Source organism: Viridibacillus arenosi, assembly GCF_001955655.1.
GTDB classification, from domain to species: Bacteria; Bacillota; Bacilli; order Bacillales_A; family Planococcaceae; genus Viridibacillus; species Viridibacillus arenosi.
Genome location: NZ_MSPW01000014.1, coordinates 74,436 through 95,822, shown reverse-complemented (window position 1 = coordinate 95,822; position 21,387 = coordinate 74,436). Strand labels below are relative to the sequence as shown.

The 21,387-nt window shown below is 34.6% G+C and carries 20 protein-coding genes and 1 pseudogene; 6 read left to right on the top strand and 15 right to left on the bottom strand.

Going from position 1 to position 21,387, the window contains the following annotated elements:
• Window positions 1–307: 307 nt before the first annotated feature.
• Window positions 308–2,644, top strand: coding sequence for an RNA polymerase recycling motor HelD (gene helD / locus BK137_RS19505; protein WP_038182764.1), 2,337 nt, complete (start codon window positions 308–310; stop codon window positions 2,642–2,644).
• Window positions 2,645–3,057: 413 nt separating this feature from the next.
• Here helD and BK137_RS19500 read toward each other — a convergent pair whose 3' ends face one another.
• The 3 genes and pseudogenes from BK137_RS19500 to BK137_RS23015 form a co-directional block, all read right to left on the bottom strand.
• Complete coding sequence (locus BK137_RS19500) at window positions 3,058–3,333, bottom strand: DUF4190 domain-containing protein (protein WP_038182766.1); 276 nt, start codon at window positions 3,331–3,333, stop codon at window positions 3,058–3,060.
• 155 nt (window positions 3,334–3,488) lie between these two features.
• Window positions 3,489–3,797: pseudogene (locus tag BK137_RS19495) on the bottom strand (NUDIX hydrolase); the annotation flags it as partial.
• Between the two features lie 11 nt (window positions 3,798–3,808).
• Window positions 3,809–3,949 carry an NUDIX hydrolase gene (locus tag BK137_RS23015; protein WP_412104680.1) on the bottom strand — a complete coding sequence of 47 codons (141 nt, stop codon included), beginning with the start codon at window positions 3,947–3,949 and terminating at the stop codon, window positions 3,809–3,811.
• A gap of 447 nt (window positions 3,950–4,396) precedes the next feature.
• Between BK137_RS23015 and BK137_RS19490 the strand changes: the two genes are divergently transcribed.
• Window positions 4,397–5,245 carry a DegV family protein gene (locus BK137_RS19490; RefSeq protein WP_038182768.1) on the top strand — a complete coding sequence of 283 codons (849 nt, stop codon included), beginning with the start codon at window positions 4,397–4,399 and terminating at the stop codon, window positions 5,243–5,245.
• Window positions 5,246–5,337: 92 nt separating this feature from the next.
• Here the strand turns inward: BK137_RS19490 and BK137_RS19485 are convergent, their stop codons facing one another.
• The 4 genes from BK137_RS19485 to BK137_RS19470 all read right to left on the bottom strand — a co-directional run bounded on the left by BK137_RS19485 (window position 5,338) and on the right by BK137_RS19470 (window position 9,797).
• Entirely contained in the window at window positions 5,338–5,535 is a 198-nt protein-coding gene (locus tag BK137_RS19485) for a hypothetical protein (RefSeq protein WP_038182771.1), read from the bottom strand.
• A gap of 260 nt (window positions 5,536–5,795) precedes the next feature.
• Window positions 5,796–7,274: a sodium:solute symporter family protein gene (locus BK137_RS19480; RefSeq protein WP_235175712.1), complete on the bottom strand. Its 1,479-nt coding sequence runs from the start codon at window positions 7,272–7,274 to the stop codon at window positions 5,796–5,798.
• Between the two features lie 27 nt (window positions 7,275–7,301).
• Window positions 7,302–8,057 carry an SDR family NAD(P)-dependent oxidoreductase gene (locus BK137_RS19475; protein ID WP_235175704.1) on the bottom strand — a complete coding sequence of 252 codons (756 nt, stop codon included), beginning with the start codon at window positions 8,055–8,057 and terminating at the stop codon, window positions 7,302–7,304.
• Window positions 8,058–9,797: a methyl-accepting chemotaxis protein gene (locus BK137_RS19470; protein ID WP_038182773.1), complete on the bottom strand. Its 1,740-nt coding sequence runs from the start codon at window positions 9,795–9,797 to the stop codon at window positions 8,058–8,060.
• Between the two features lie 515 nt (window positions 9,798–10,312).
• Between BK137_RS19470 and BK137_RS19465 the strand changes: the two genes are divergently transcribed.
• Both BK137_RS19465 and BK137_RS19460 read left to right on the top strand, forming a co-directional pair.
• A complete protein-coding gene (locus BK137_RS19465) occupies window positions 10,313–10,789 on the top strand; it encodes a DUF2975 domain-containing protein (protein WP_038182778.1) in 477 nt (158 codons plus the stop codon).
• 9 nt (window positions 10,790–10,798) lie between these two features.
• A complete protein-coding gene (locus BK137_RS19460; RefSeq protein WP_038182779.1) occupies window positions 10,799–11,008 on the top strand; it encodes a helix-turn-helix domain-containing protein in 210 nt (69 codons plus the stop codon).
• A 145-nt stretch (window positions 11,009–11,153) separates the two neighbouring features.
• Here the strand turns inward: BK137_RS19460 and BK137_RS19455 are convergent, their stop codons facing one another.
• The 5 genes from BK137_RS19455 to BK137_RS19435 all read right to left on the bottom strand — a co-directional run bounded on the left by BK137_RS19455 (window position 11,154) and on the right by BK137_RS19435 (window position 16,449).
• Entirely contained in the window at window positions 11,154–11,972 is an 819-nt protein-coding gene (locus tag BK137_RS19455; RefSeq protein ID WP_038182780.1) for a PP2C family serine/threonine-protein phosphatase, read from the bottom strand.
• A complete protein-coding gene (locus tag BK137_RS19450) occupies window positions 11,965–12,420 on the bottom strand; it encodes an HIT family protein (protein WP_038182781.1) in 456 nt (151 codons plus the stop codon). The genes BK137_RS19455 and BK137_RS19450 overlap by 8 nt, the downstream gene beginning before the upstream one ends.
• 198 nt (window positions 12,421–12,618) lie before the next feature.
• On the bottom strand, window positions 12,619–13,614 hold the full coding sequence (locus BK137_RS19445; protein WP_412104681.1) for a M23 family metallopeptidase: 996 nt from the start codon (window positions 13,612–13,614) through the stop codon (window positions 12,619–12,621).
• 191 nt (window positions 13,615–13,805) lie between these two features.
• A complete protein-coding gene (locus BK137_RS19440) occupies window positions 13,806–14,507 on the bottom strand; it encodes a gamma-glutamyl-gamma-aminobutyrate hydrolase family protein (protein WP_038183237.1) in 702 nt (233 codons plus the stop codon).
• Between the two features lie 199 nt (window positions 14,508–14,706).
• Complete coding sequence (locus tag BK137_RS19435) at window positions 14,707–16,449, bottom strand: ABC transporter ATP-binding protein (protein WP_162148708.1); 1,743 nt, start codon at window positions 16,447–16,449, stop codon at window positions 14,707–14,709.
• Window positions 16,450–16,938: 489 nt separating this feature from the next.
• Between BK137_RS19435 and BK137_RS19430 the strand changes: the two genes are divergently transcribed.
• The gene (locus BK137_RS19430; RefSeq protein ID WP_038182783.1) at window positions 16,939–17,988 is read left to right on the top strand and encodes a 2,3-butanediol dehydrogenase; all 1,050 of its coding nucleotides are present in this window, start codon (window positions 16,939–16,941) and stop codon (window positions 17,986–17,988) included.
• 156 nt (window positions 17,989–18,144) lie between these two features.
• Complete coding sequence (locus BK137_RS19425; protein WP_038182784.1) at window positions 18,145–18,663, top strand: hypothetical protein; 519 nt, start codon at window positions 18,145–18,147, stop codon at window positions 18,661–18,663.
• A gap of 65 nt (window positions 18,664–18,728) precedes the next feature.
• Here BK137_RS19425 and BK137_RS19420 read toward each other — a convergent pair whose 3' ends face one another.
• The 3 genes from BK137_RS19420 to BK137_RS19410 form a co-directional block, all read right to left on the bottom strand.
• Window positions 18,729–19,361 (bottom strand): TIGR04104 family putative zinc finger protein, encoded by a 633-nt coding sequence (locus BK137_RS19420; protein ID WP_038182786.1) that lies wholly within the window; start codon window positions 19,359–19,361, stop codon window positions 18,729–18,731.
• A complete protein-coding gene (locus tag BK137_RS19415; RefSeq protein WP_038182788.1) occupies window positions 19,342–19,869 on the bottom strand; it encodes a sigma-70 family RNA polymerase sigma factor in 528 nt (175 codons plus the stop codon). Before BK137_RS19415 ends, BK137_RS19420 begins: the two co-directional genes overlap by 20 nt.
• Window positions 19,870–20,706: 837 nt before the next feature.
• A complete protein-coding gene (locus BK137_RS19410) occupies window positions 20,707–21,246 on the bottom strand; it encodes a GNAT family N-acetyltransferase (protein WP_038182790.1) in 540 nt (179 codons plus the stop codon).
• Window positions 21,247–21,387: the final 141 nt, after the last annotated feature.

Here is a 21,387-nt window from a genome sequence, read left to right as displayed (position 1 = left end):
TAGTACAACAAAAAGAACTAGATATTATTTATGATTTATATACTTTGTATTAAAATTGTGGTCAAAAAAACACCCTCTTATCTAGAGGGTGTGTGCTTCTTACATTTAATTAGTGTATGTTATGGCAATTAGCCATTTAGAATCGGCACGCAAAGAAATCATGTCAAATACATTGAAAAAAATGAGAACCTATGGTAAATTTATAGAGATATATGCTAATAATGATTGTGAGCATTATATCCCTATTTTAAATTATACAACATACTTTTTCGTTTGTCAATCCCAATTTTTTTAAGGAGTGGTTGCTATGAATTCAGAATTTAAGCAGGAGCAAAAACGTGTGGACAGTGTAATAGAGACAATAACGGAGCGCATCTGCAAATTAGAGGAAGAAACTTCTCGGCGTCAAAACGAACTGGTTAATATACGCAAACACTTCTTTGATGAAGTCAAGGTGAATCTTGATACTTTTGACGATTATCTTGAGACCATCATCGGCTTGAGACAAGAGGCTCAAGCTCTAACTGTAAGTCAAAGCACCGATAGACATGTATCTAAGCAATTGTCTACACTTCAACGTATGCAAGATGTTCCCTACTTCGGCCGAATCGATTTCATTGAAGAAGGAGAATCTGCTCAAGAACAAATCTATATTGGAATTTCCACACTTACAGATGCGAGTGGCGAAGAATTTCTTATCTATGACTGGAGGGCACCTATCTCAAGTATCTACTATGAGTACCAGACTGGACCGGCTAAGTATGCAACACTTGAGGGTGAAATCAAAGGCATTTTGGAGAAAAAGGGGCAATATCTTATCCGTGACGGTGTTCTTCAATCCATGTTCGATACGAGTCTTACCATTGGAGACGAGATTTTACAACAGGTACTGGGCAAAGGCACAGATAAACATATGCACAATATAGTAGCTACGATTCAACAGGAGCAAAATCGAATCATTCGTCATGATTGTGGGAAACTGCTTATTGTACACGGTGCAGCTGGCAGTGGCAAGACATCGGCCGCCCTGCAACGGATTGCTTTTTTGCTCTACAAAAATCGAGATAGTATGAATGCCGATCAAATAATTCTATTTTCACCTAATTCGATGTTTAACAGTTATGTGTCTAATGTGCTGCCAGAACTTGGAGAAGAGAATATGCAGCAGGTTACATTCCAGGAATACTTATACCATCGGCTAAGTAAAGAATTTCAAGTTGAAAATCCCTTCGAGCAATTGGAATATGTTTTAACTGCTACGAATACCCCTTCATACAAGGCAAGGGTTGCAAGCATTCGATTCAAAGCATCCCCTCTTTTTTTCAATGCGATCGAATTATATATGAAATCGTTAGAGTTCTCTGGAATGAAATTCAAGGACATGATTTTCAGAGGAGAACCGATTGTTACTGCGGGGCAAATAGCAGAAAGGTTTTATAGTAACGACACTTCACTCCGCTTCCATAATAGACTTGAAAAGTTACAGGATTGGCTAGTTAAGAAAATCAACGCAACTCAAAAGGCTGAACTGACTAAGCCATGGGTACAGGAAAAAATCGAGCTACTTAGTGACGAGGAATACCACAAGGCCCATACCTACTTAGCAAAAAAACGAGGCTTTACAGGAGAATCTATTGCCGATTATGAGATTGAGCCTGAAGTACTTGCTCGATTGATTGTTCAACAGAACTTAAAGCCGTTACGTAAACGAGTTCGAACATTTGGTTTCATCGACATTAAAGGGATATATAAGCAGCTTTTTGCTGAACCCCTGCAGATCAAAAAGTGGATAGAAGAGGAAACACCCGCGGAGTGGGTGGAGATTTGTCAAGCGACGTCGGAAATGCTAGATGATGGCAAATTATCTTATGAAGATGCTACTCCGTTCTTATTTATGAAAGAGATGATTCAAGGCTTTCAGACGAACGGCTCGATAAAGCACGTACTTGTTGATGAGGCCCAGGATTATTCACCGTTTCAATTCGAGTTTCTAAAGCGTTTATTTCCTTCGGCAAGAATGACTGTGCTAGGTGACTTTAATCAGGCGATATTCGCCCATGCAAGCGAAATGGATGATTTTAACACACTTATGAGCTTATACGGTCAGGATGAAACGGAAGTGATCAACATGACACGCAGCTATCGATCCACAAAACCGATAATCGAATTTACACGGAGACTAGTACCTAACGGTGAACGAATTATTCCTTTCGAACGCGACGGCGATCGACCCGTGCTAACACAATTGCTCGATCACGCTGAACTGCACCGCTGCATCGCATCTAAAGTCGCAAATTTAAGAAGTCTTCGTTATAACAGTATTGCTATAATATGTAAATCCGCTAAGGAAAGTAAGAGTGCATACGAAGCCCTGTCCCACATCGATGATATTAAGCTCGTGAAGAACGGCTCGATTGAATATGAACAAGGAGTTGTTGTCATACCGTCGTATTTGGCCAAAGGAATCGAATTCGACGCTGTTATCATTTATAACGCATCAGAGCAAGTATACGGCGATGAGAGTCTTCGCAGAGCATTCTACACTGCTTGCACCCGAGCTATGCATTATTTGCAACTTTACAGTGTAGGTGAACCGACCCCATTATTGCGAAACATCTTGCTGGAAAGTTACATCCAAGCTTGACTTAGTTGAAATTTAAACGATAAACACATGAGGTAATTACCTAATTAAGAATAATATTAATCAGCCGAAAATATGTGAGTCTTTATTTACCGCTTACATTTTTCGGCTTTTTTGCATTAAAAAAATACAGCCATAAAACTTAATTACAGTAATAAAACTCACTCTTAAAACAAATTAATATAATTTAAAAATAGAATATTCAACATCCTTTCTAGAATAAACTTTTGGATGGATAGCTCATCTGAAATTTTACTAACTACCCAATAATAACTAGTATATATTATTTATTTTTTCACTCTCTTCCTTTTTCTCTATTGTCCAAATAACCTGACCAAGTACTTGAATAAGAAAAAGGCTTCACCCCATATTGAGATAAAGCCCTCGTTACTTGAAGAAAAAAACATTATAATTTCTTAATTACTTCCTGAATTAGTAAAAAAAGAAAATGATGCAATTGATAAAACGATAAGTAAAACTAAAAGAATCTGAACACAGATGCCTACGATACTACAAATCTTACCTGAAATAGCGAGCCCTTTTCCTTTTTCACTTGTTTGGTCAATCTCTTTCATACTTTTAGATGACAAAATAATTCCAATAATGCCGAGGATTAAGCCAACAAAAGGTATAAATATGGATAAAATACCCAAAGCGAGTGATGCAATCGATTTACTATTTGTTTCCTCCATTTTATCCCCCTATAAATGTAAGTGTTCTTTTATTTAACTTATTACAAAAATCATAATCCTATTCCAAACACACGAACTGCCCCGTTACTTAATTACTCTAACGTCCATCCCAACAGCTCAATGATCTTCTACTAAAGCCTCTGTTAGTAAAAAAGTTAATTTATATCACCAAGATAAACTGGGGAATTTTCAGCATATAAATATCCGATTATATATTTTTTCAACTCCTTTGGGTATAACCTGTAATTTAATAAATCCTCAATACGAACCCACTCAATACCTACCTGATGGCTATCAGGATTTGTTGGCTCTATTGGCTTTTCAGTGCTATTTATTTGACACAAAAAATAATATTCTACTTGATGAACATCAAAATCAATTTCAGCATATTCATGGTTTTTTCCTATATACTCCCTGATATGTAATAACTCTTGGATATCAATATTGAATCCAATTTCTTCATTACACTCTCTTTTTAAAGTGGTATGAAATGTTTCACCGTGATCTTGACCCCCGCCAGGACAAAGAAAAAATAACCATCATCATCTTGATTTTTAGTTAATAATATTTTTTCCCCATCCAAAATAATTGCCTTTACTGAGTTTCTAACTTTCATACCATCCCCTCCTCAAAACATCCTATATTATTAAACTAAATTGCTACGTTAGTTAGTGTAAGTATGTTTCTTCATAATCTCAATATTTACATTAACATAATTATCCAACAAAAAAATCACCTAAACTCTAAGAAATCTATAGAGAAAAGATATCTTCACTCAAAATTTTTTCAAAATAACCAATCTCATTCACAAAGCTACACTAAGACACATTATTAGTCACACCCTATCCATATACGAATATAATTTTTATTAATAAATTATTTTCCCATCAAGCAATTTATGTTCAAATTATGTCTCAATTCCCGAAATTTCGACTCTATATGACAATTATCACTATCAACTTATTCCTAACCTGTTGTACATTAACGTTAATAGATGGTTTGTTCCACCTTTTCTTGCGAACGTACACGCCACTACATTACATCTAAAGGGGAAAATATTATAATGACTAAGAAGATTGCTTGGGTTACTGATACAGCTGCACTGCTAAACGAGACTTTCATAAAAAAGTATAATGTTCATGTTTTGCCATTAAATATAGTTTTCTCTGAAGGCGCTTTCAGAGAAACAGTCGATATGACACATGATGAATTTTATGACAAACTCCGTTCTGCTAAAGTACATCCAAAAACATCGCAGCCAGCTATTGGCGAAATGGTCGAGCTTTACAAAAAATTAAAGGCTGAAGGCTATGACTGTGCGGTGGCCGTGCATACTTCTAGCGATTTATCTGGAACTTACCAAAGTTCACAAACTGCTGCACAATTGGCAAATTTTCAAGTTTACTCAATTGATTCGAAGATTGGCTCATATCCAATGGGTAAAATGATTAAAGACGGAATTGCACTGGTTGATAAGGGGCACGACATAGAGGAAGTTGTTGCTCATATTGAAAAAATGACAGAAAATGCTGAGCTATCTTTCATTCCATCTAGCTTAGATCAACTGCATAAAAGCGGTCGTGTATCTGGTACTAAAGCATTCTTAAGTAATCTATTAAATATTAAAGTGGTTATTTCATTTGATAACGGGAAAGTGGTTATGAAAGAAAAGGTTCGAGCTGATAAGAGAGCGAAAAAGTATGTGACTGATTTACTTCGGAATGATATAAAGAACGCAGATATCAAAGAAGTCGCCGTCATCAATTGTAACAATGACAAGGATGCTCAAACCTGGAGAGATGGACTATTACAAGAATTCCCCGAGCTTAAAGTGCTAGTCCTACCACTTAGTGCATGTGTTGGCGTACATGCCGGTGAAGGTACGACTGGACTTAGCTGGGTGAAATGCTAAAAATAAATGTATTAGACCTGTGATTAGCATTACAGTTTAGATGCTAACAAAGGTCTTTTTTTACTTATTTCTAGAAAAATAGTTATCCTCGATTATTTTTCACTATTTGCTAGTTTTTTCTCTTTTTTATTATCAAGAATTTTCAACAATAGACTATAAGAAAAAATAAACGACATTACACCAGTAATAGTACGCAATACAAAGGTATCATTAGGAAAGTCAAATAAAATATACCCTAAACAATATATATATGATAAAACTATAATCGATTTTAATATTGTTTTTTTCATGGAATACACCCTCTTTAAACTGTACTTCTTACACTACGAATATCGAAATACTTTTTCTTTTATTATACAGAGAAATCAAAAAGATAGTATGAAAATCCAATTTCACACCATCTTCTTTAACAACTATATTATTTTTTAATCGACTTTATTGTAAATTAAACTTCTTTATTTGAATTCAACAAATTAATTATAGACAGGACATGCTCATATACATGCCCTGCTATCGACTCTGATCTTTAGTTATTTGTTGAATTAAAACCTTATAATTCTTCTTTACTCCCTACTTCATCAAGTGATTTATCTTTCTCGATTTTGTGCATATCAAGAACGTGTTGTGTAGGCGGGATTATGAGACTGATGACGACAATGGTAATACCAGAAATCACTACCCCAGAGAAACCAGGCATGAACCATAGCTCATTCAATAAACCAATAAAGCCATCCGATTCAATTTTTGGTCCAGGTACATGAGTAAGTGAAGTAACAATATAATATATAAGACCAATAGAAATACTAGCCCATACGGCAGGCGTACTCACACGTTTCCAGAATGGTCCTAAGACAATTGGCCAGAATATCGTTACAAACACAATATCCCAAGCTAGATATGCTAAATCAATTACTTTTTGTGCACTAATAGCTAGTACTAAACCTAATACCGCACTTACTAGAATCATAATTCTTGAGAAAACTAATAATTTCTTTGGGTCTGGATTTTTATTAATGAAATCTAAATAAACGTTCTTTGTAATAATACCTGATGTTGCTACGTAACATGCCGCTACTGTTGACATCCCCATCGCTGCCATTGCTGTTAAGAATATTGCTGATAACAGTGGAGGGAAATAACCTTGTGCAAATGCTAACATCAGGGTTTCAGGATTAGAACTGTTTGGATAAATTGTTTTAAATGCTTCTCCTAACATGCCCGGAATCCAGCTAATAGCAATAATAACGGAACCTGCAATAATCATACTTAGCTGAGCTACACGTGGACTTTTTGCCGCTGCAACTCGTTGCCCTAAGTCTACCGCTGGGATATCACCAAGTGCCAATACTAAATAGAGAGTCCAAAATTCAACTCCGCCTCTATTAAACAATTCATTAACATTCCACCATTCAGGGTTGAATGTAATATCAGGGTAGTAGAATATGATAAATACAGTTATTCCTAAAATACCTGCAATTGCTAATGCGCCCTGAACGATTTCTGTATAGGCTACAGCCCATAAACCACCAATTACAGAATATAGAGCTGTTAAAGAAACAAACAATAAAGCTGCTGGTAAGAAATCAATTTGTAAAAGGGTTTGAATAATATAAGTACCCCCTACAGTTAAGGCACCTGCATTGAAAACACCAAATGCTACGGCCATTACTATACCAGTGTACGCACCTAATTTTTTGCTACCATATCTTAACCCGTAGTAATCTGCTAATGTCCATCCTCTTAATCTTCTAAGAGGTTTAGTCCAGATTAAAGCTCCTAAAATCATACATGTTCCTAAACCACCCATTGTTGCAGATCCTTCAAAGCCACCACTTGTATATCCTGAACCAACCGCTGCAAAGAAGAATGGTGCTGCTAATAATGCAGCTATTAAACTACCTGTTACAACAGATAATGGCATGCTCCAGCTTGCTACAATTAAATCTTCTGCTGTTTTGACACGTTTGTAGCCTTTAAAACCAATATAATAAATAAAAACTAAATATAAACAAAATACGACAATATTCATCAATTCCAATACTCCTCAACTAGTTCATTATCCGTTCATGACACCGCCACCATTTGGCCCCAGTATTTGCCCCGTATAAAAATCTGCATTTTCTGAAGCTAAAAATAAGACACTTTTGGCGATTTCTTCTGGTTGCGCTAATCTCTTTAACGGATATTTTGCTGATTCCTCTTCGATATAATTGTCACCGAAGGCTAGTAGAATATCTGTATGTGTTCCACCAGGAGCTACAGCATTGACTGTAATATTTGGCGCTAGTTCTCTTGCCAATGATTTCGTAAAAGCATTAATGCCGCCTTTTGCTGCTGAATAATGTGTATATTCTTCACAGCCTAAACTTCCTAAATCAGAAGAAATATTAATAATTTTACCTTTATTTTTTACCTTCATTCTCTTAGCTGCTTCACGACAATTGTAAAAGTTACCGTAGAGATGAACTTTTATCATCTTGTCCCATTGCTCATCTGTCATCTCTGTAATGGGAGCATTTTGCGCAATCCCTGCATTGTTAACAAGAATATCAATTTCACCTAGTTGAGTATCCATGTATTGAAACATATCGCTTACTTGGCTAGAATCTGATACGTCCGCATTGTATTTTAATGCTTTTGCACCGTTTTCCTCTGCCTGCAAACGAACTGTCTCTGCGATATGATCGTCTCCGACATAGTTGATTAATACATTTGCACCTTGTTCAGCAAAGGCTAGTGCGATTGCTCGCCCTATACCCATGCTTGAACCTGTAACTAGAACATTTTTACCTGTAAGTTTTAAGTCCATCATTTATTTGTCACCCTCTAATTCAAATTTAGTAATAAGTGCTTGCAATTCCTCAGCTGTTTGTCCTAATGAGGCAGATGCTTCCCGTACTTCCTGCATAGCTAATAGTTGCTCATCCGTTAACTTGGAAACACTTAAAGAAAATTCAGCCGATTGTTGTGATGATACTTTCAAATTATTGACTGTCGCTGCCACTTCTTCCGACGAAGCAGATATTTGTTGCGATGCTGCAGATATTTCCTGAATTTGTTCTGCTACATGCTTTGCAGAATTGAGTATTTCCTTAAATATTGCTCCTGCTTGCGTCGTATAATCCAATCCAACTTTTACATTTTCTTTTCCTTTTTCCATTACTGTTACGGATGCATTCGAATCTACTTGAATCTCATTAATAATCTTATAAATTTCTCCCGCAAAGTGAGATGATTGTTCCGCTAATTTCTTAACCTCACCAGCAACTACCGCAAATCCTTTACCGTGCTCACCTGCTCTAGCCGCTTCAATAGCAGCGTTTAATGCTAATAAGTTTGTTTGATCGGCTATATCAGTTATAAAGTTAACTATTCCGCTGATTTTAGTAGAGTTACTATTCAAACCTTTAATTGTTTCATCCATTTGATTAACAGATTCATTAATTAAATTCATTTGACCAATTACTTGTTGAATGACTTCATTTCCTTGCTTAGCTGCATCTGAAGTTAGGTTAGAAGATTCCGAAACGGTATATGCCGATTCTGCAATTCGTTGTATCCCTTCAGCTGATTCTTCCATCGCTGTGGCTGTTTCTTCTGTCATTATCAATGCCGTTTCAGCATTTCGAGCCATTCTCTCCATCTCGTTAGAAACATTACTAGAGTTTTTGTATGATTCTGTTGCATTAGCAGTTAGTTGCGTTGCAGATGATGCAACTTGATTTGACGTATTTTTGATATTCAATATGACGTGCTGTAAATTTGAAACCATCGTTTTTATAGACTGAGACAGTTTCCCAACTTCATCATTTGTAGTCTCAAGTTCTACATTTTTTAAGTCACCATTCGCTACTTTATCTGCAACAGTAACTGCTTTGTTTAATGGTTTAAGTAGGCGATCAATAGTGAAATATAATACAAATAATAAAATGACAAGTCCGATGATTGCCGTGATTATTTGTTTTGTTACACTTTTAGTAATAATCGTCTGAATATAATCCGCAGAATAATCGATACCTATTACTGCAATCGTCTTTCCATTTCCGTCTTTCAATGGACTAAAAACAGTTCTCCATGTACCAAACGAATCTTCGAAAATTTCCGTTACCTCAGGTTGATCATTTTTAATTGCAAGCTTTGCAGTTTTCAAATGAATTGGAGCAATATCAGTAAACAATTCACCGGCATTATACACTTCTTCTAAATTTTCAGTATAGCCGATAGTAGTAACACCTTCAGGCTCCATCTTCCATATATAGCTCCAATACATAACACCTTGTTTATCCTTTATATCATCCAAGTTGCTTTGAATTTCTTTAAACTGTGGATCATCATTTCCCTTAATGGTAAGTAAGCTTTCCACTTTATTAGGAGCAAGATTTTTTGATGTCAACAATCCTACACTTTTTAATTCCTGTTCGAGATTTTTTTCTAACTGAGTATGTAATTGCGTAATACTTTGTATCGTTATAACAGTGAAAAGAGTTAAAACAATAATCGAAACTGTTAATAGTAACTTGTTCTTTAAAGAAAAGTTTTTAAAATAACGCATAATAAGTAATTCCCTCCTCTTATATTTTTATATTTCTATAATAACGAAAAAACCTATCCCTTAACGAAATAGGCAAAATAAAAAACTAGAATAGAGACTAATCTAGCATTTTTTTAGCAACTTGGTCACCATAACAACATCACTTTAGACCCATATCTATTGCAATCTCAATTTTCCAGTTGCCTATTATCCTTAAAAAATATATCACTAATTCTAATAATTGGCAATGTAATATGTTAATATAATCACATATTTTTATATTTTTTACACTAAATTAACTAATTATTCGTAACGCAAATATGCATATAGTCTCGATTTGTAAATATTGATTATATACAACTAATTTCATGATTAACGTATCGTTTAGAATGATACAATTATGCGGTTAATTAGTAAAATTAATTTTTCTTACGATTCGGAATACTTTATTATTTTATTGATATTTAGTAAAATAACATTGATAATCGATAAATAACTACATATTATATAAATAACAATAAAGAGTGAGGTGCTTTATGAAAAAAGCAACAAAACTTGGTTTAAAGGTAACAATATGTACTATTGGGTTAACAATCCTTGCGCTGTGCTTATTTTTGTTACCTGACTTGGCAAGAAGTGCAGCAGAGATGAATCCAGAATTTTCATATCTTAGATTCCCTGTTCTATTAGGTTTGTACATCACTGCTATTCCTTTTTTTCTAGCTTTGTATCAAGCGTTAAAGCTTTTAGACTACATTGAATGTGAAAATGCTTTTTCACATCTAGCTGTTAGTTCTTTAGGAAATATTAAAACTTGTGCATTCACAATAATTGCCTTGTATGTAATCGGTATAATCTTCCTTGTTTCACAGAATGCTTTACACCCAGGAATCGCACTTATAGGATTTGTAATTATTTTTGCAACAATTGTTATTTCATTATTTACGGCAGTTCTTCAGGAACTACTTAAAAGTGCAATAGAGATAAAATCAGAGAATGATTTGACCGTTTGAGGTGATTTAATGTCGATTATAATCAATATAGATGTGTTGTTAGCAAAAAGGAAGATGAGTGTAACTGAACTTTCGGAGAGAGTCGGAATAACGATGGCAAATCTTTCTATTCTTAAAAATGGTAAGGCAAAAGCAATCAGATTCTCAACTTTAGAAGGTATTTGTAAAGCTTTGGACTGCCAGCCCGGGGATATTATAGAATATAGAAATGAAGATTAGATTTTAATTTCATTTTATGGACAATTAAAAATAGAGTAGTTTCTACTAAGCAGTAGAAACAGCTCTATTTTGGGATTTCCTATACTGAACTCTTTAGATTATATAACTTCTTACGTTTATAGATTATTTCTAATGATAACTGGTTCTACCTTTTCATATTGCTTGGTAAACTAGCCTGCTTGTGAACATCAATTTTCCAAGTAATAATAGTTGTACTATCCCTAACTTGGTGTTGTTCTATTTCTTTTAATAACTTCCATACACCTGCTTCAATTGATGTATTTTCAAATTGCTTGTTAATTATTAGTGGATCTTGAAAATCTACACCCGGGCAATCGGTTAATCCATCAGTTGTTAGAAATAGATGATTGACGCCTCGTCTCATTTCTTTTTTACCCAAGCTGTAACATGGGACATCCAATTCAAATGTATTCACTTGCCCTATCCATTCATAAAAACTGCGTTGATTTAACTGACTTTCTCCCATTTCAAGAAGTTCTTCATTAAACAAATGTACGATGCAATCACCAACAGAGAACCACCATAGAAATTTGTCTTTTCGAATAACAATGAGGCAGGCTGTTTCCCCTCGTACTTTGCGACAATCTGATAAGAAATTAGGTTGTTGAAATATGTCTAAAATAAGTGCATCCATCTTCTTCAAAGCGATACTAACAGTTAAATTTAAGACATTTTGAATTCGCAACTTTTCTTGCTCGAACTGTTTTATAATTAGCTCTGTGCTCTCAGCTGAATTATGGGCATCCAATATCATAACAAATTCCCAGTCCATATCATCACTTATCCAAATTAAGCAACCATCTTCGTTTTTATATTGACCTGCAGATGAATTTCCACCGAATCTTCCAATTACAATATCGTTTATCTTTTCAATACTTGCTTCGTCAACATAGTTTTTTTGACTACCGACCCAGTTTATTTCTGAATTATCCTGGTTAATCATAAGGCGTTACCTCTAAGTATTCTTTAATACGTAAACAAACTTCAGTTATTTCATTACCTATACCTTTTGGAGCTTCTGCCCATTCGTTTAACTCCATTGGACTCCAATATTTTCTAGGTGTGTTCGGATAACGCGGAACGATATGCATATGTAGATGTGAAACTGAGTTGCCAGAAACCATTGAATAGACATGTTCTGCTCCTTCAACTTCAGTTAAAGCTCTACTAACTCTAGCCATCATTAAACCAAATGCTTTCGCTTCTTCAGCAGTCATATCCCCAAGTTCTGGAGCATGTCTTTTTAAATCAATCATAATATGACCAAGATACGTTGGGCTAGATCCTTTATCAATATGTCCTACATAAATAAAATCATCTTCATAGATAGTAGTCCCAGCAGTCAGAAACTCACCTTTATGATTACTACAGATAAAACAATCTTGACTCATGAAAATCACCTTTCTTTCAATTTGTAAAATAACCCATAATATAGAGATTATTTAATACTATAATTCATTTCCAAAATTATGTATAGATTGTTTTTTCCATTTAATTTTAAAAGCTTTTAGTTCTAGAATTTATTTAACAAATAAAAAAGTACCGGATTATGGAGTTACTTATTCCATAATTCAGTACTTTCTTTTTTTCTATATTTTTTTCGTACCTTTTTCTACTTGCTCCCAAAGTCTTAGTGAAGGAAACGGATCAAATGCCCATTCATTTCTTCCGTTGTATTTATACATGCCGTAGTGTAAATGCGGAGGGAATTTTCCTGAAGTTCCTTTCTTACCATATCCGGAACTTCCTACATAACCAACTACTGTTCCTGGCTCAACGATGTCTCCCAATTTTATCCCTTTTTCATAACTGGATAAATGGGCATAATAATGATAAGTATTATTATTATCGCGTATGCCGATTCTCCAGCCTCCAAACTCGTTCCAGCCCATGACCTCAACGAGACCATATGTAGCAGATTTCACTGGAACACCATATGAGGCAAACAAATCAGTTCCTTCATGCATCCTACGTCCGCCCCAACCCCTCGAGGCTCCCCAAGTACTCCTATAACTGTAATCATGATTAATGGAAAGTGGGAATGCTCGCTTATCTAAATTCAACGTTTTAAATTTCTCATAAATTTTTGCATTCGTAATGATTTGGTTTACCGTATCATCAACCTTATAATATTCCTTTAAAGCATGTTTAAAACCTTTTTCATCAGTTCCATGTACACTTAAGTACTCAGCAAGTGTGTACATGACATCATCATCATTTTGACGATCTGCAATACCATCATTGTTTCCATCAACACCATTCCCATTAAAGAAACCAATGGACTTTAAGTTTGTATCATCCTTTTTAGGATTCAGTATCCCTGTCCAAAAGTCATCTGCAAACTGAATGGCAAGTATGCCTTCTCTTTTAGGTATGTCATTACGTACTTGTTCAATATTTCGTTCAAATTGGTCAACAGCAGCTAAGTAATACCACGGCAATGTGTCATTTGAATATTTTATATAGAATTCCATGCGTTGTTCTAGAATTTGCTCTCTCGTTGGTTCTTCTGCAGCTGAAACATTGGTTGAAATAACAAAGAAAAATGTACTTAAGAAAAGCATTAATCGAAGCCGTTGACTCAAGCTAAGATACCTCCTTTTTTGGACTTACGATAGTTTTCCCATAAAAAAAGGATTCATGAATCTAAAATAATTCACTTTAGCGTATTTATCTGTATAAAAAGATCAACACTGTAATCGCAAGCATTTAGCTTATCCAAATGAGATATTTTTCAAACAAAAACGACTGTTTAAATACAGTCGCTTTGTACATATTATTTTTTACAAGCATTGATAAATGCCTTCATTATTTCTGCTGATATTTCATCATTATTTAACAACAAACACTCTGGATGCCATTGTACGCCCATGACAAAGTGATGATTTTTGCTTTCAAAAGCTTCAATAACGCCATCACTTGCTACCGCTGATACTACAAATTCACCGGCTATTTTTCTATTTGCTTGATGATGGAAACTATTTACTTTAAATTTCCCCTTTTGAGCAATTGACTTTAACAGCGTATTTTCCTCTACGTGTACAAAATGGGACGCATGCCAACGAGGTGCATGCTGTTGATGTTGTAAAAGATTTTCTTCGGTTTGAGTATAAATGTCCTGAAACATGTCACCACCTACAGCTATATTTAGAATTTGAGCACCCCTACAAATTCCGAAAACCGGTTTATTCTGGAGTAACATTTCCTTGACGATAGCAACTTCAAATGCGTCTCGCTCGGGCGTTATAGATCCAAGCTTTTGATGCGGCTCTTCTCCAAAAAGTATTGGATCAATATCTCCTCCACCCGTTAACAGTAACCCATCAATCATTTCTACAATTAAATCAGCTTCAGTTTCCTTATAATTAGGAAGGACAATAGGTAAACCACCATATTTTGAAATAGCATGAATATTATCAGTTGGAAGTGTAAGTAATTGTTCATTTAGGCTTGAAGAAATACCGATAACTGGTTTCACATTAAACCCCATTTCTCCTTTTTATTAAAAGGAATATTATTTTATATATTATGACTACGTATTAGTTTAATGAAGAAATTGCTCACAGACATCAATAGTAGATATTAAAAAAATCAATTGTTACTGTTTTATTAATCGAACAAGTACTATATGGGATTCCATAAATCGAATTAATTTAATTATAGTTTTACCTTAGGAGTTAATTTGTTGAAACTTGTTTTGATAATAAGTCATAATAAGCTCCTTTATTATTTAACAGTTCTAAAGGTGTACCAAACTCAATTATTTCGCCATTATCTAACACTAAAATCTTAGAAGCTTTTCGTATTGTAGCTAGTCTGTGTGCTACTAAAATGATGGTTTTACCTTTAAATACTTCTTCCATTTTAGATTGTAATAAAAACTCAGTATTTGCATCTAATGCAGATGTCGGTTCATCTAAAAGGATTATGGGTGAATCTTTTAAAATAGCTCTAGCAATAGCTAATCGTTGTTTTTCTCCTCCCGAGATACGAACACCACGCTCTCCAACCACTGTTTCAAATCCTTCTGGTAAACTGTCTATAAATTCTTCTAGTTGAGCTACTTTGATCGCGTGTAATATTTGTTCTTCAGTCGCTTGAGGAACTCCATAAATTAGATTTTCTTTTATTGTTCTGTTCCAAAGAAAAGGATCTTGTGTTACTAATCCTATAGCATTTCTAAAATCAATAAGATTGTATTTTGAAATATCAACCCCATCAATACATACTGCCCCTTTAGTTGGGTCATAAAAACGCATTAATAATTCTAATATTGTAGTTTTACCTCCTCCTGAACCTCCAACTATTCCTATGGTTTCTCCAGGCTGTACTTTAAAAGAGACATTTTCTAAACCTGCGCGATTGTTTTCATATGTAAACGACACATTTCGAAACTCTATTTCACCCCTGACATTTTTTAGAGGAATTGCATTTGGGATTTCAATAATTGGTTCATGAGTATCTAAAAAGTTATTTAATTGCTTTATAATTGGCCTAACATTAGTAGTACCTATATAAGCAGTTTGCATTTCATTTACTAAAGTGTATAGCTGAGGTACATATACTGTAAAAGCGACAAGTGATCCAATAGTTAATTGATTATTGCTAATATCCCAAGCTCCTACAGCAAATACTATTCCTAATGCCAAGGACTTTACCAATTGATTGAATATATCTGAATATGATCTTCGATAAATACTCGTATTTAAATGCAGTTCGCTATGTTTTTTCAACAAACTCTTTACTTTTTTCATTTCACTTTGTTGTTGGGAGAAGATTTGGACGTTTTTTATGCCACTGATTAGTTCCGTAAAAAAAGTCATTTCATTATTTGTATATTTCATATAACGCTTTGTTTTAGTTTCAGATATTCTCCCTAACATATAAGTTATGATGAATACAAGCGGAATAACTAAAAATGCGATTAATGTTAATTTCCAACTAATTGTTAGCATAAATACAGTCATTCCTATAAACATGAATAGGCTTGTAATACCATTCAATAATTCATTTGCTATATAAACTTCACCTATCATACCCGAAGTGCGCGTTACGCGGTCAACTATATCTCCAAGTTTCAACTGGTTTAAGTTTATAGATGATAGTGTAAATGCCTTCTCAAACGCCATTGTTCTTAACTTTTCGGTTACATTGCCACCAATTTTAACGTTTATTATCATTCTTACAGTTCTTAAAATAGTTGAAAGAATAGGTAATATGGTTAAAATCACTATAAAAATAAACAATGCTTTGAAATTCTTTTCAGGAATTGCTGAGTCAATTATTTGCTTCATAACTAAAGGAGATAATAAATCAATAAAAGTTGCGATGATCATTAACAATATACCCGTCACGATCAAACGCTTTTTTTCAAACATAAGTGAAACAAAAAAATAAAGATCTCTTGTCTTCTTATCCACCATTTACATACCCCGCTTTCGAAATTACAACACTTACCCATATTTTTTTGACCGAACCAATATAAATTAGACAAATATTCCAAAAAACCTTTATTTTAGTGAGTTTAAATTTATTCAGTTTTTAATATTTATTAAAAAGGTGAACCTCTTTGTGTAACTCACCATTACTCTGAATTTAATGAAACCGGAAAAGCTTATAAGTTTAAAAAGAATTGAATATATTTTTAAAAGAACAGATTATTAGTAGTTCGTGAGTATATGTTCGTGTTTTCAGTAAAGGTGTAGCGTTACTATATTCCCGATTTAATGCGAAGCAACTAAGAGTTTTTTAGTATTCAATATATTTTCAATAGACTTCTTTATGTACAATTTGTTCTAACTTTAGTCCATTCTAGCTTTTTCCAAGGGTTATTAGTTGTACCATTTTTTTAGAGTGCTAGAATGGGGGTGTAACTCAAAGACATCAATTCTACTGGAGGTCAATATATTATGAAAGCTGCAGTATGGTATGGAGAAAAAGATATTCGCATTGAGGAAAGAGAATTAAAAGCTCTTAAAGATAATGAGGTAACAGTTCGTGTAGCATGGGCTGGTATTTGTGGTAGTGATTTGCATGAGTATCAAGAAGGCCCTGTATTTGTTCCAACAAAAGAAAAAGACGGTTTAACTGGTGAAATAGCTCCTCTAATTATGGGTCATGAATTCGCTGGCGTTATTGAAAAAGTTGGTCCTAATGTAACTAAATTTAAAGTTGGTGATCGTGTAGCGATTAACCCAACAATTACTCATGGTAACAAACCTGAAGATGTAGATGCTTACGATGGCTTTAGCTTTATCGGTTTACATGGTGATGGTGGATTTACAACATTTGCAAACGCTCCTGAAAACAATGTTTACTTACTTCCAGAAACAATGACACTTGAAGATGGTGCTCTTGTTGAACCTACTGCTGTAGCAGTACAAGCTGTTAAAGAGGGTAATTTACGCTTCGGTGATACAGTAGCTATTTTCGGTGCAGGTCCAATTGGATTATTAACTGCTATCGCAGCAAAAGCAGCGGGTGCTAGTAAAATTATCGTGCTAGATTTATCTGAAACTCGCCTAGCAAAAGCAAAAGAACTTGGTGCTACTCATGTTATTAACTCTGGTGAAGTAAATGGTGTTGAAGCTATTCACGCTATCGTACCAGATGGTGTCGATGTATCATTTGAAGTAGCTGGTGTTGCACCTACATTTAAACAAGCAATTGATGCAACTAAAGCTCGTGGTACAATGGTAATCGTCTCTATCTTTGCTCGCCCTATTGAATGGAATCCAATCCATTTAACAAATACAGGTGTGAAAATCACTTCAAGTATTGCTTACACACCAACATCATTCCAACAAACAGTAGACTTAATGGGTACTGGTCAATTAAAACCACAAGGTATTATCACAGACCGTATCCAATTGGATGATATCGTAGAAAAAGGCTTTGAAGCTTTAACAAACGATAAATCACAAGCTAAAATCTTAGTAGAATTAAGCGGAGCAAAATAAGTCTAATATATATAGAAAGGCACTCGGGATATCGAGTGCCTTTTTTTCTTACTCTTATGATGAACGAATAACATCTCCCCCCCTTCGCAATCAACTTTCTATCACTAATCACAAATCTTTGATATGATATAAAAATGACGAATGGAGGTCAATACAATGAAACATAGTGAATTACGTAAACGTATGTTAAAAAATGAAGATCAAATCAAATACTTAGATGCCGACCTACGTGTTGTCCAATCAAAATATAATATTGAAGTAACTCGTTTTTTTAAAAAACATGGCTTAATTGATTTCGATGAAATTTTTGAAGGTGAAACAATCGGAAAATTATTCCAAGAGCTACCTGAAAGTAGCCCTATTAAAAAGGCTTATCAAAAACACTTCAAACATTTCCTATTTGAAATGTTCTTCAATCTTTCTATTGAAAATGAACAATTTAAAATCGAAGTTTTCTTAAATAACGATGAATATATCGTATTAGATGAAGAAAAAGAAAAAATTTCGCCAATGATTATGGACATGCATAAAGCAATTGAACGTATGCAAACTGAATTTATGGAAATTCAACAAAAGTTCGTAGATATGCGCCAAGAATATATTATACGTGGAGAAGAACTTTCAAAAGAAAAACAATACATTCAAAGTGAATTAAATCAAACCCAACTGAACTAATTATTATCTATTATTCAAAACAGCTAAGTGATCATCTTCTTAGCTGTTTTTCTATTCAAATACAGTCACCATAAATTTATATCCTCATCGTTTTGAAGCTTCAAATTATATGGCAGTAACATAAAAGCAGTAGCGATAATAGCAACATACATTAAAACAATTTCCCACCAATAGAAATCAAAAAATGCATTGATCAATAAGACTACGTTGGATAACAAGACTAATTGACTCATACGAATTCTTGATTTCCTTGTCTGATATTGATTTTCCCCACAACTGGGACAACTCATTGCTCGATTGAGGATGAACATCTTTTTAATCGAAACTCGCCAACTCCACTCTTCATGACAGTTCTCACAAACTGGTAACTCAAATGGTTGAAAGAATTTAACCATACTCAAAATAATAACCCCAAAAATGACAAAAGGCAGTAATTCGATTAGCCAATCCAGCTGTAAGCCTGAATCTGCTTCTGCGCCTGTAACGACTTTTTCATATCCACCAACATCTTGGAATAGTAGTATTGCAAAAAGAATTAGAACAGATGTACAAGCTACGAGTACAACGGGATACCGCCAATTAGAGTGCAATTTTTTAGTTGGATTTTCCGCCTGTTCAAGCATTCTTCTTTTCACATCATTTTTTAAGAAAATTTGTTGCTGAAGCTCACGATCTAGATCATCCTTTAAACGATTCATGTTGCCACCCCTCCCATTCATAACCTGCTAATTGCTTATGTAATAACTTACGTGCCCGCTGCAATCTTGTACGAATCGTTGCCTCTGGACAATCTAATATTTCAGCTATTTTCACCGTATTTATTTCTTGATAATAATATAAAATGATAACTTCTCGGTACAATATCGGTAGCTGCATTAGAGCCTCTGTCACTCGCATTCGGTCCGCTGCTTCTAAAACGAGATATTCTGGTGTTCTACTATCACCCTTCCCAGTCATTTTATCCATTAAAATCAGACGTTTTCGCTTCCAACTTCGTAAATAATCATGACAGCGATTGACTGTTATTTTCACTAAATATGTTTTTAAAGATGCATTACCTTTAAATTGACTTTGCTTTTTATAAAATGCTATAAAAACATCTTGCACGATATCTTCAGCAATCGTTAAATCTTTCACATATAAGTAAGCAACACGTAGTAAGTAATCGCCATACTCTTCAATAATTTCTTCCAATTGTTTAGCCAATCCACGCCCTCCTTTCAAGCAACCACCCTATAGACGCCGGTCGACTCATTTCCGATTCATTATTTTTTTAAAAATATATACTTCTCTATTAAACCATAGAAAAAACCTCTGATTAATATCTAATATAGGGTAAATAATATAATAAAATAAAATTAGACCTTATATTTAGAGGTTTTGGGTTTGATTATATATAATCAAACTTTATAATCAAACTTTTTATTTGTATAGGGGTACAGCCTGTATTTTGGAAATTTTGAACGTTAAGAAACGTTAAAAATATGCACGATTCTATGCAACATCATAATGAACGCAGCCAGCACCAAAACACGCTCAACTTGTTGCTGCGACTAGCTTTGTAGAAACGTGCATAAAAGTATGTATAAATAATGTTCCACTAAAAAAGCGACAAATGTTGATTTAACAACGTTTGTCGCTTTTTCGTGTATTACCAAACTTGCGTTTGGGAACGTTTATTGAATTTGTAATGTATATAGTATGTAGTGCTACAACAATGCCACCTGAACTTGCCAAATGATCTAGCGTAGTTATATACTTGCAGTAATAAGAGTGCATAAAAAAAGACATTAGTGCTGCAACACTAACGTCTGGTAACAAGTGACTTTTTATCAGAAGCTGATCAAAAGGCGATGATATTTACAGATTCATTGATTGAAATGGAACAGTACATAAAAGAGTTTATACCTGTAACCGTTAGAACATATTAATCAGACAGAATGAGCCCATCTCTTAAAAGATGGGCTTTAATATTCTCAAACGGACGTTTGACTTCGCATAGTTGGTCTTATACTGTACGATGCACTATTCAAATTGTTAGCTTTATAATCCGAGTCTGGCACCTACTTCTGCATACTCTATATCTTTTCTTTCTGCATTCCAATTACCCCCTGTTTGTCCGTCCCATATCGCTCCTGTTTCAACGAAACCGACAGACGCAAACAACTTCCGGGCGGCTTCGTTTACCATCCAATATGATGTAGCAACTGCATCGGCTTTTCCTTGTGGAAACGACTTTATGTAATCAATAACTTTCATCATTGCTTGTTTGCCAAATCCTTTGCCTTGATGCTTTTTATCAATCATAAAGCGATTAAGTCCATAAGTAGATTTATCTCCATATTTTTCACATAAAAATGCACTTTCCGCCAGTTCGAAAAATCCAATATCGACATATCCTATAACTTCATCATTGTTGCATATAGCGAAGATCATAGGAGGTTTTTCGTCGTTGAGTATCTTTACATAGGCTTTAGCCAAACAATATATGCTGGAATCCACATTTCCTTTCTGCTCGTCTGTTATGCTTAACTTCAACACTGCCTCAAAATTATCGTGGGTAATTTTTCTTAATTCAATCATTTTTCTTCCCTACTTCCGAAAATATTAATTCGCTGCATCTGCCCGTAACGCCGTTCCCGTCCCCAAGGGCAAGGGCGAAGCGCCGACAGGCGGCGCGTCCTTTTGTGCCTGCCTTAAACATACATCATTAGCACCACCCCC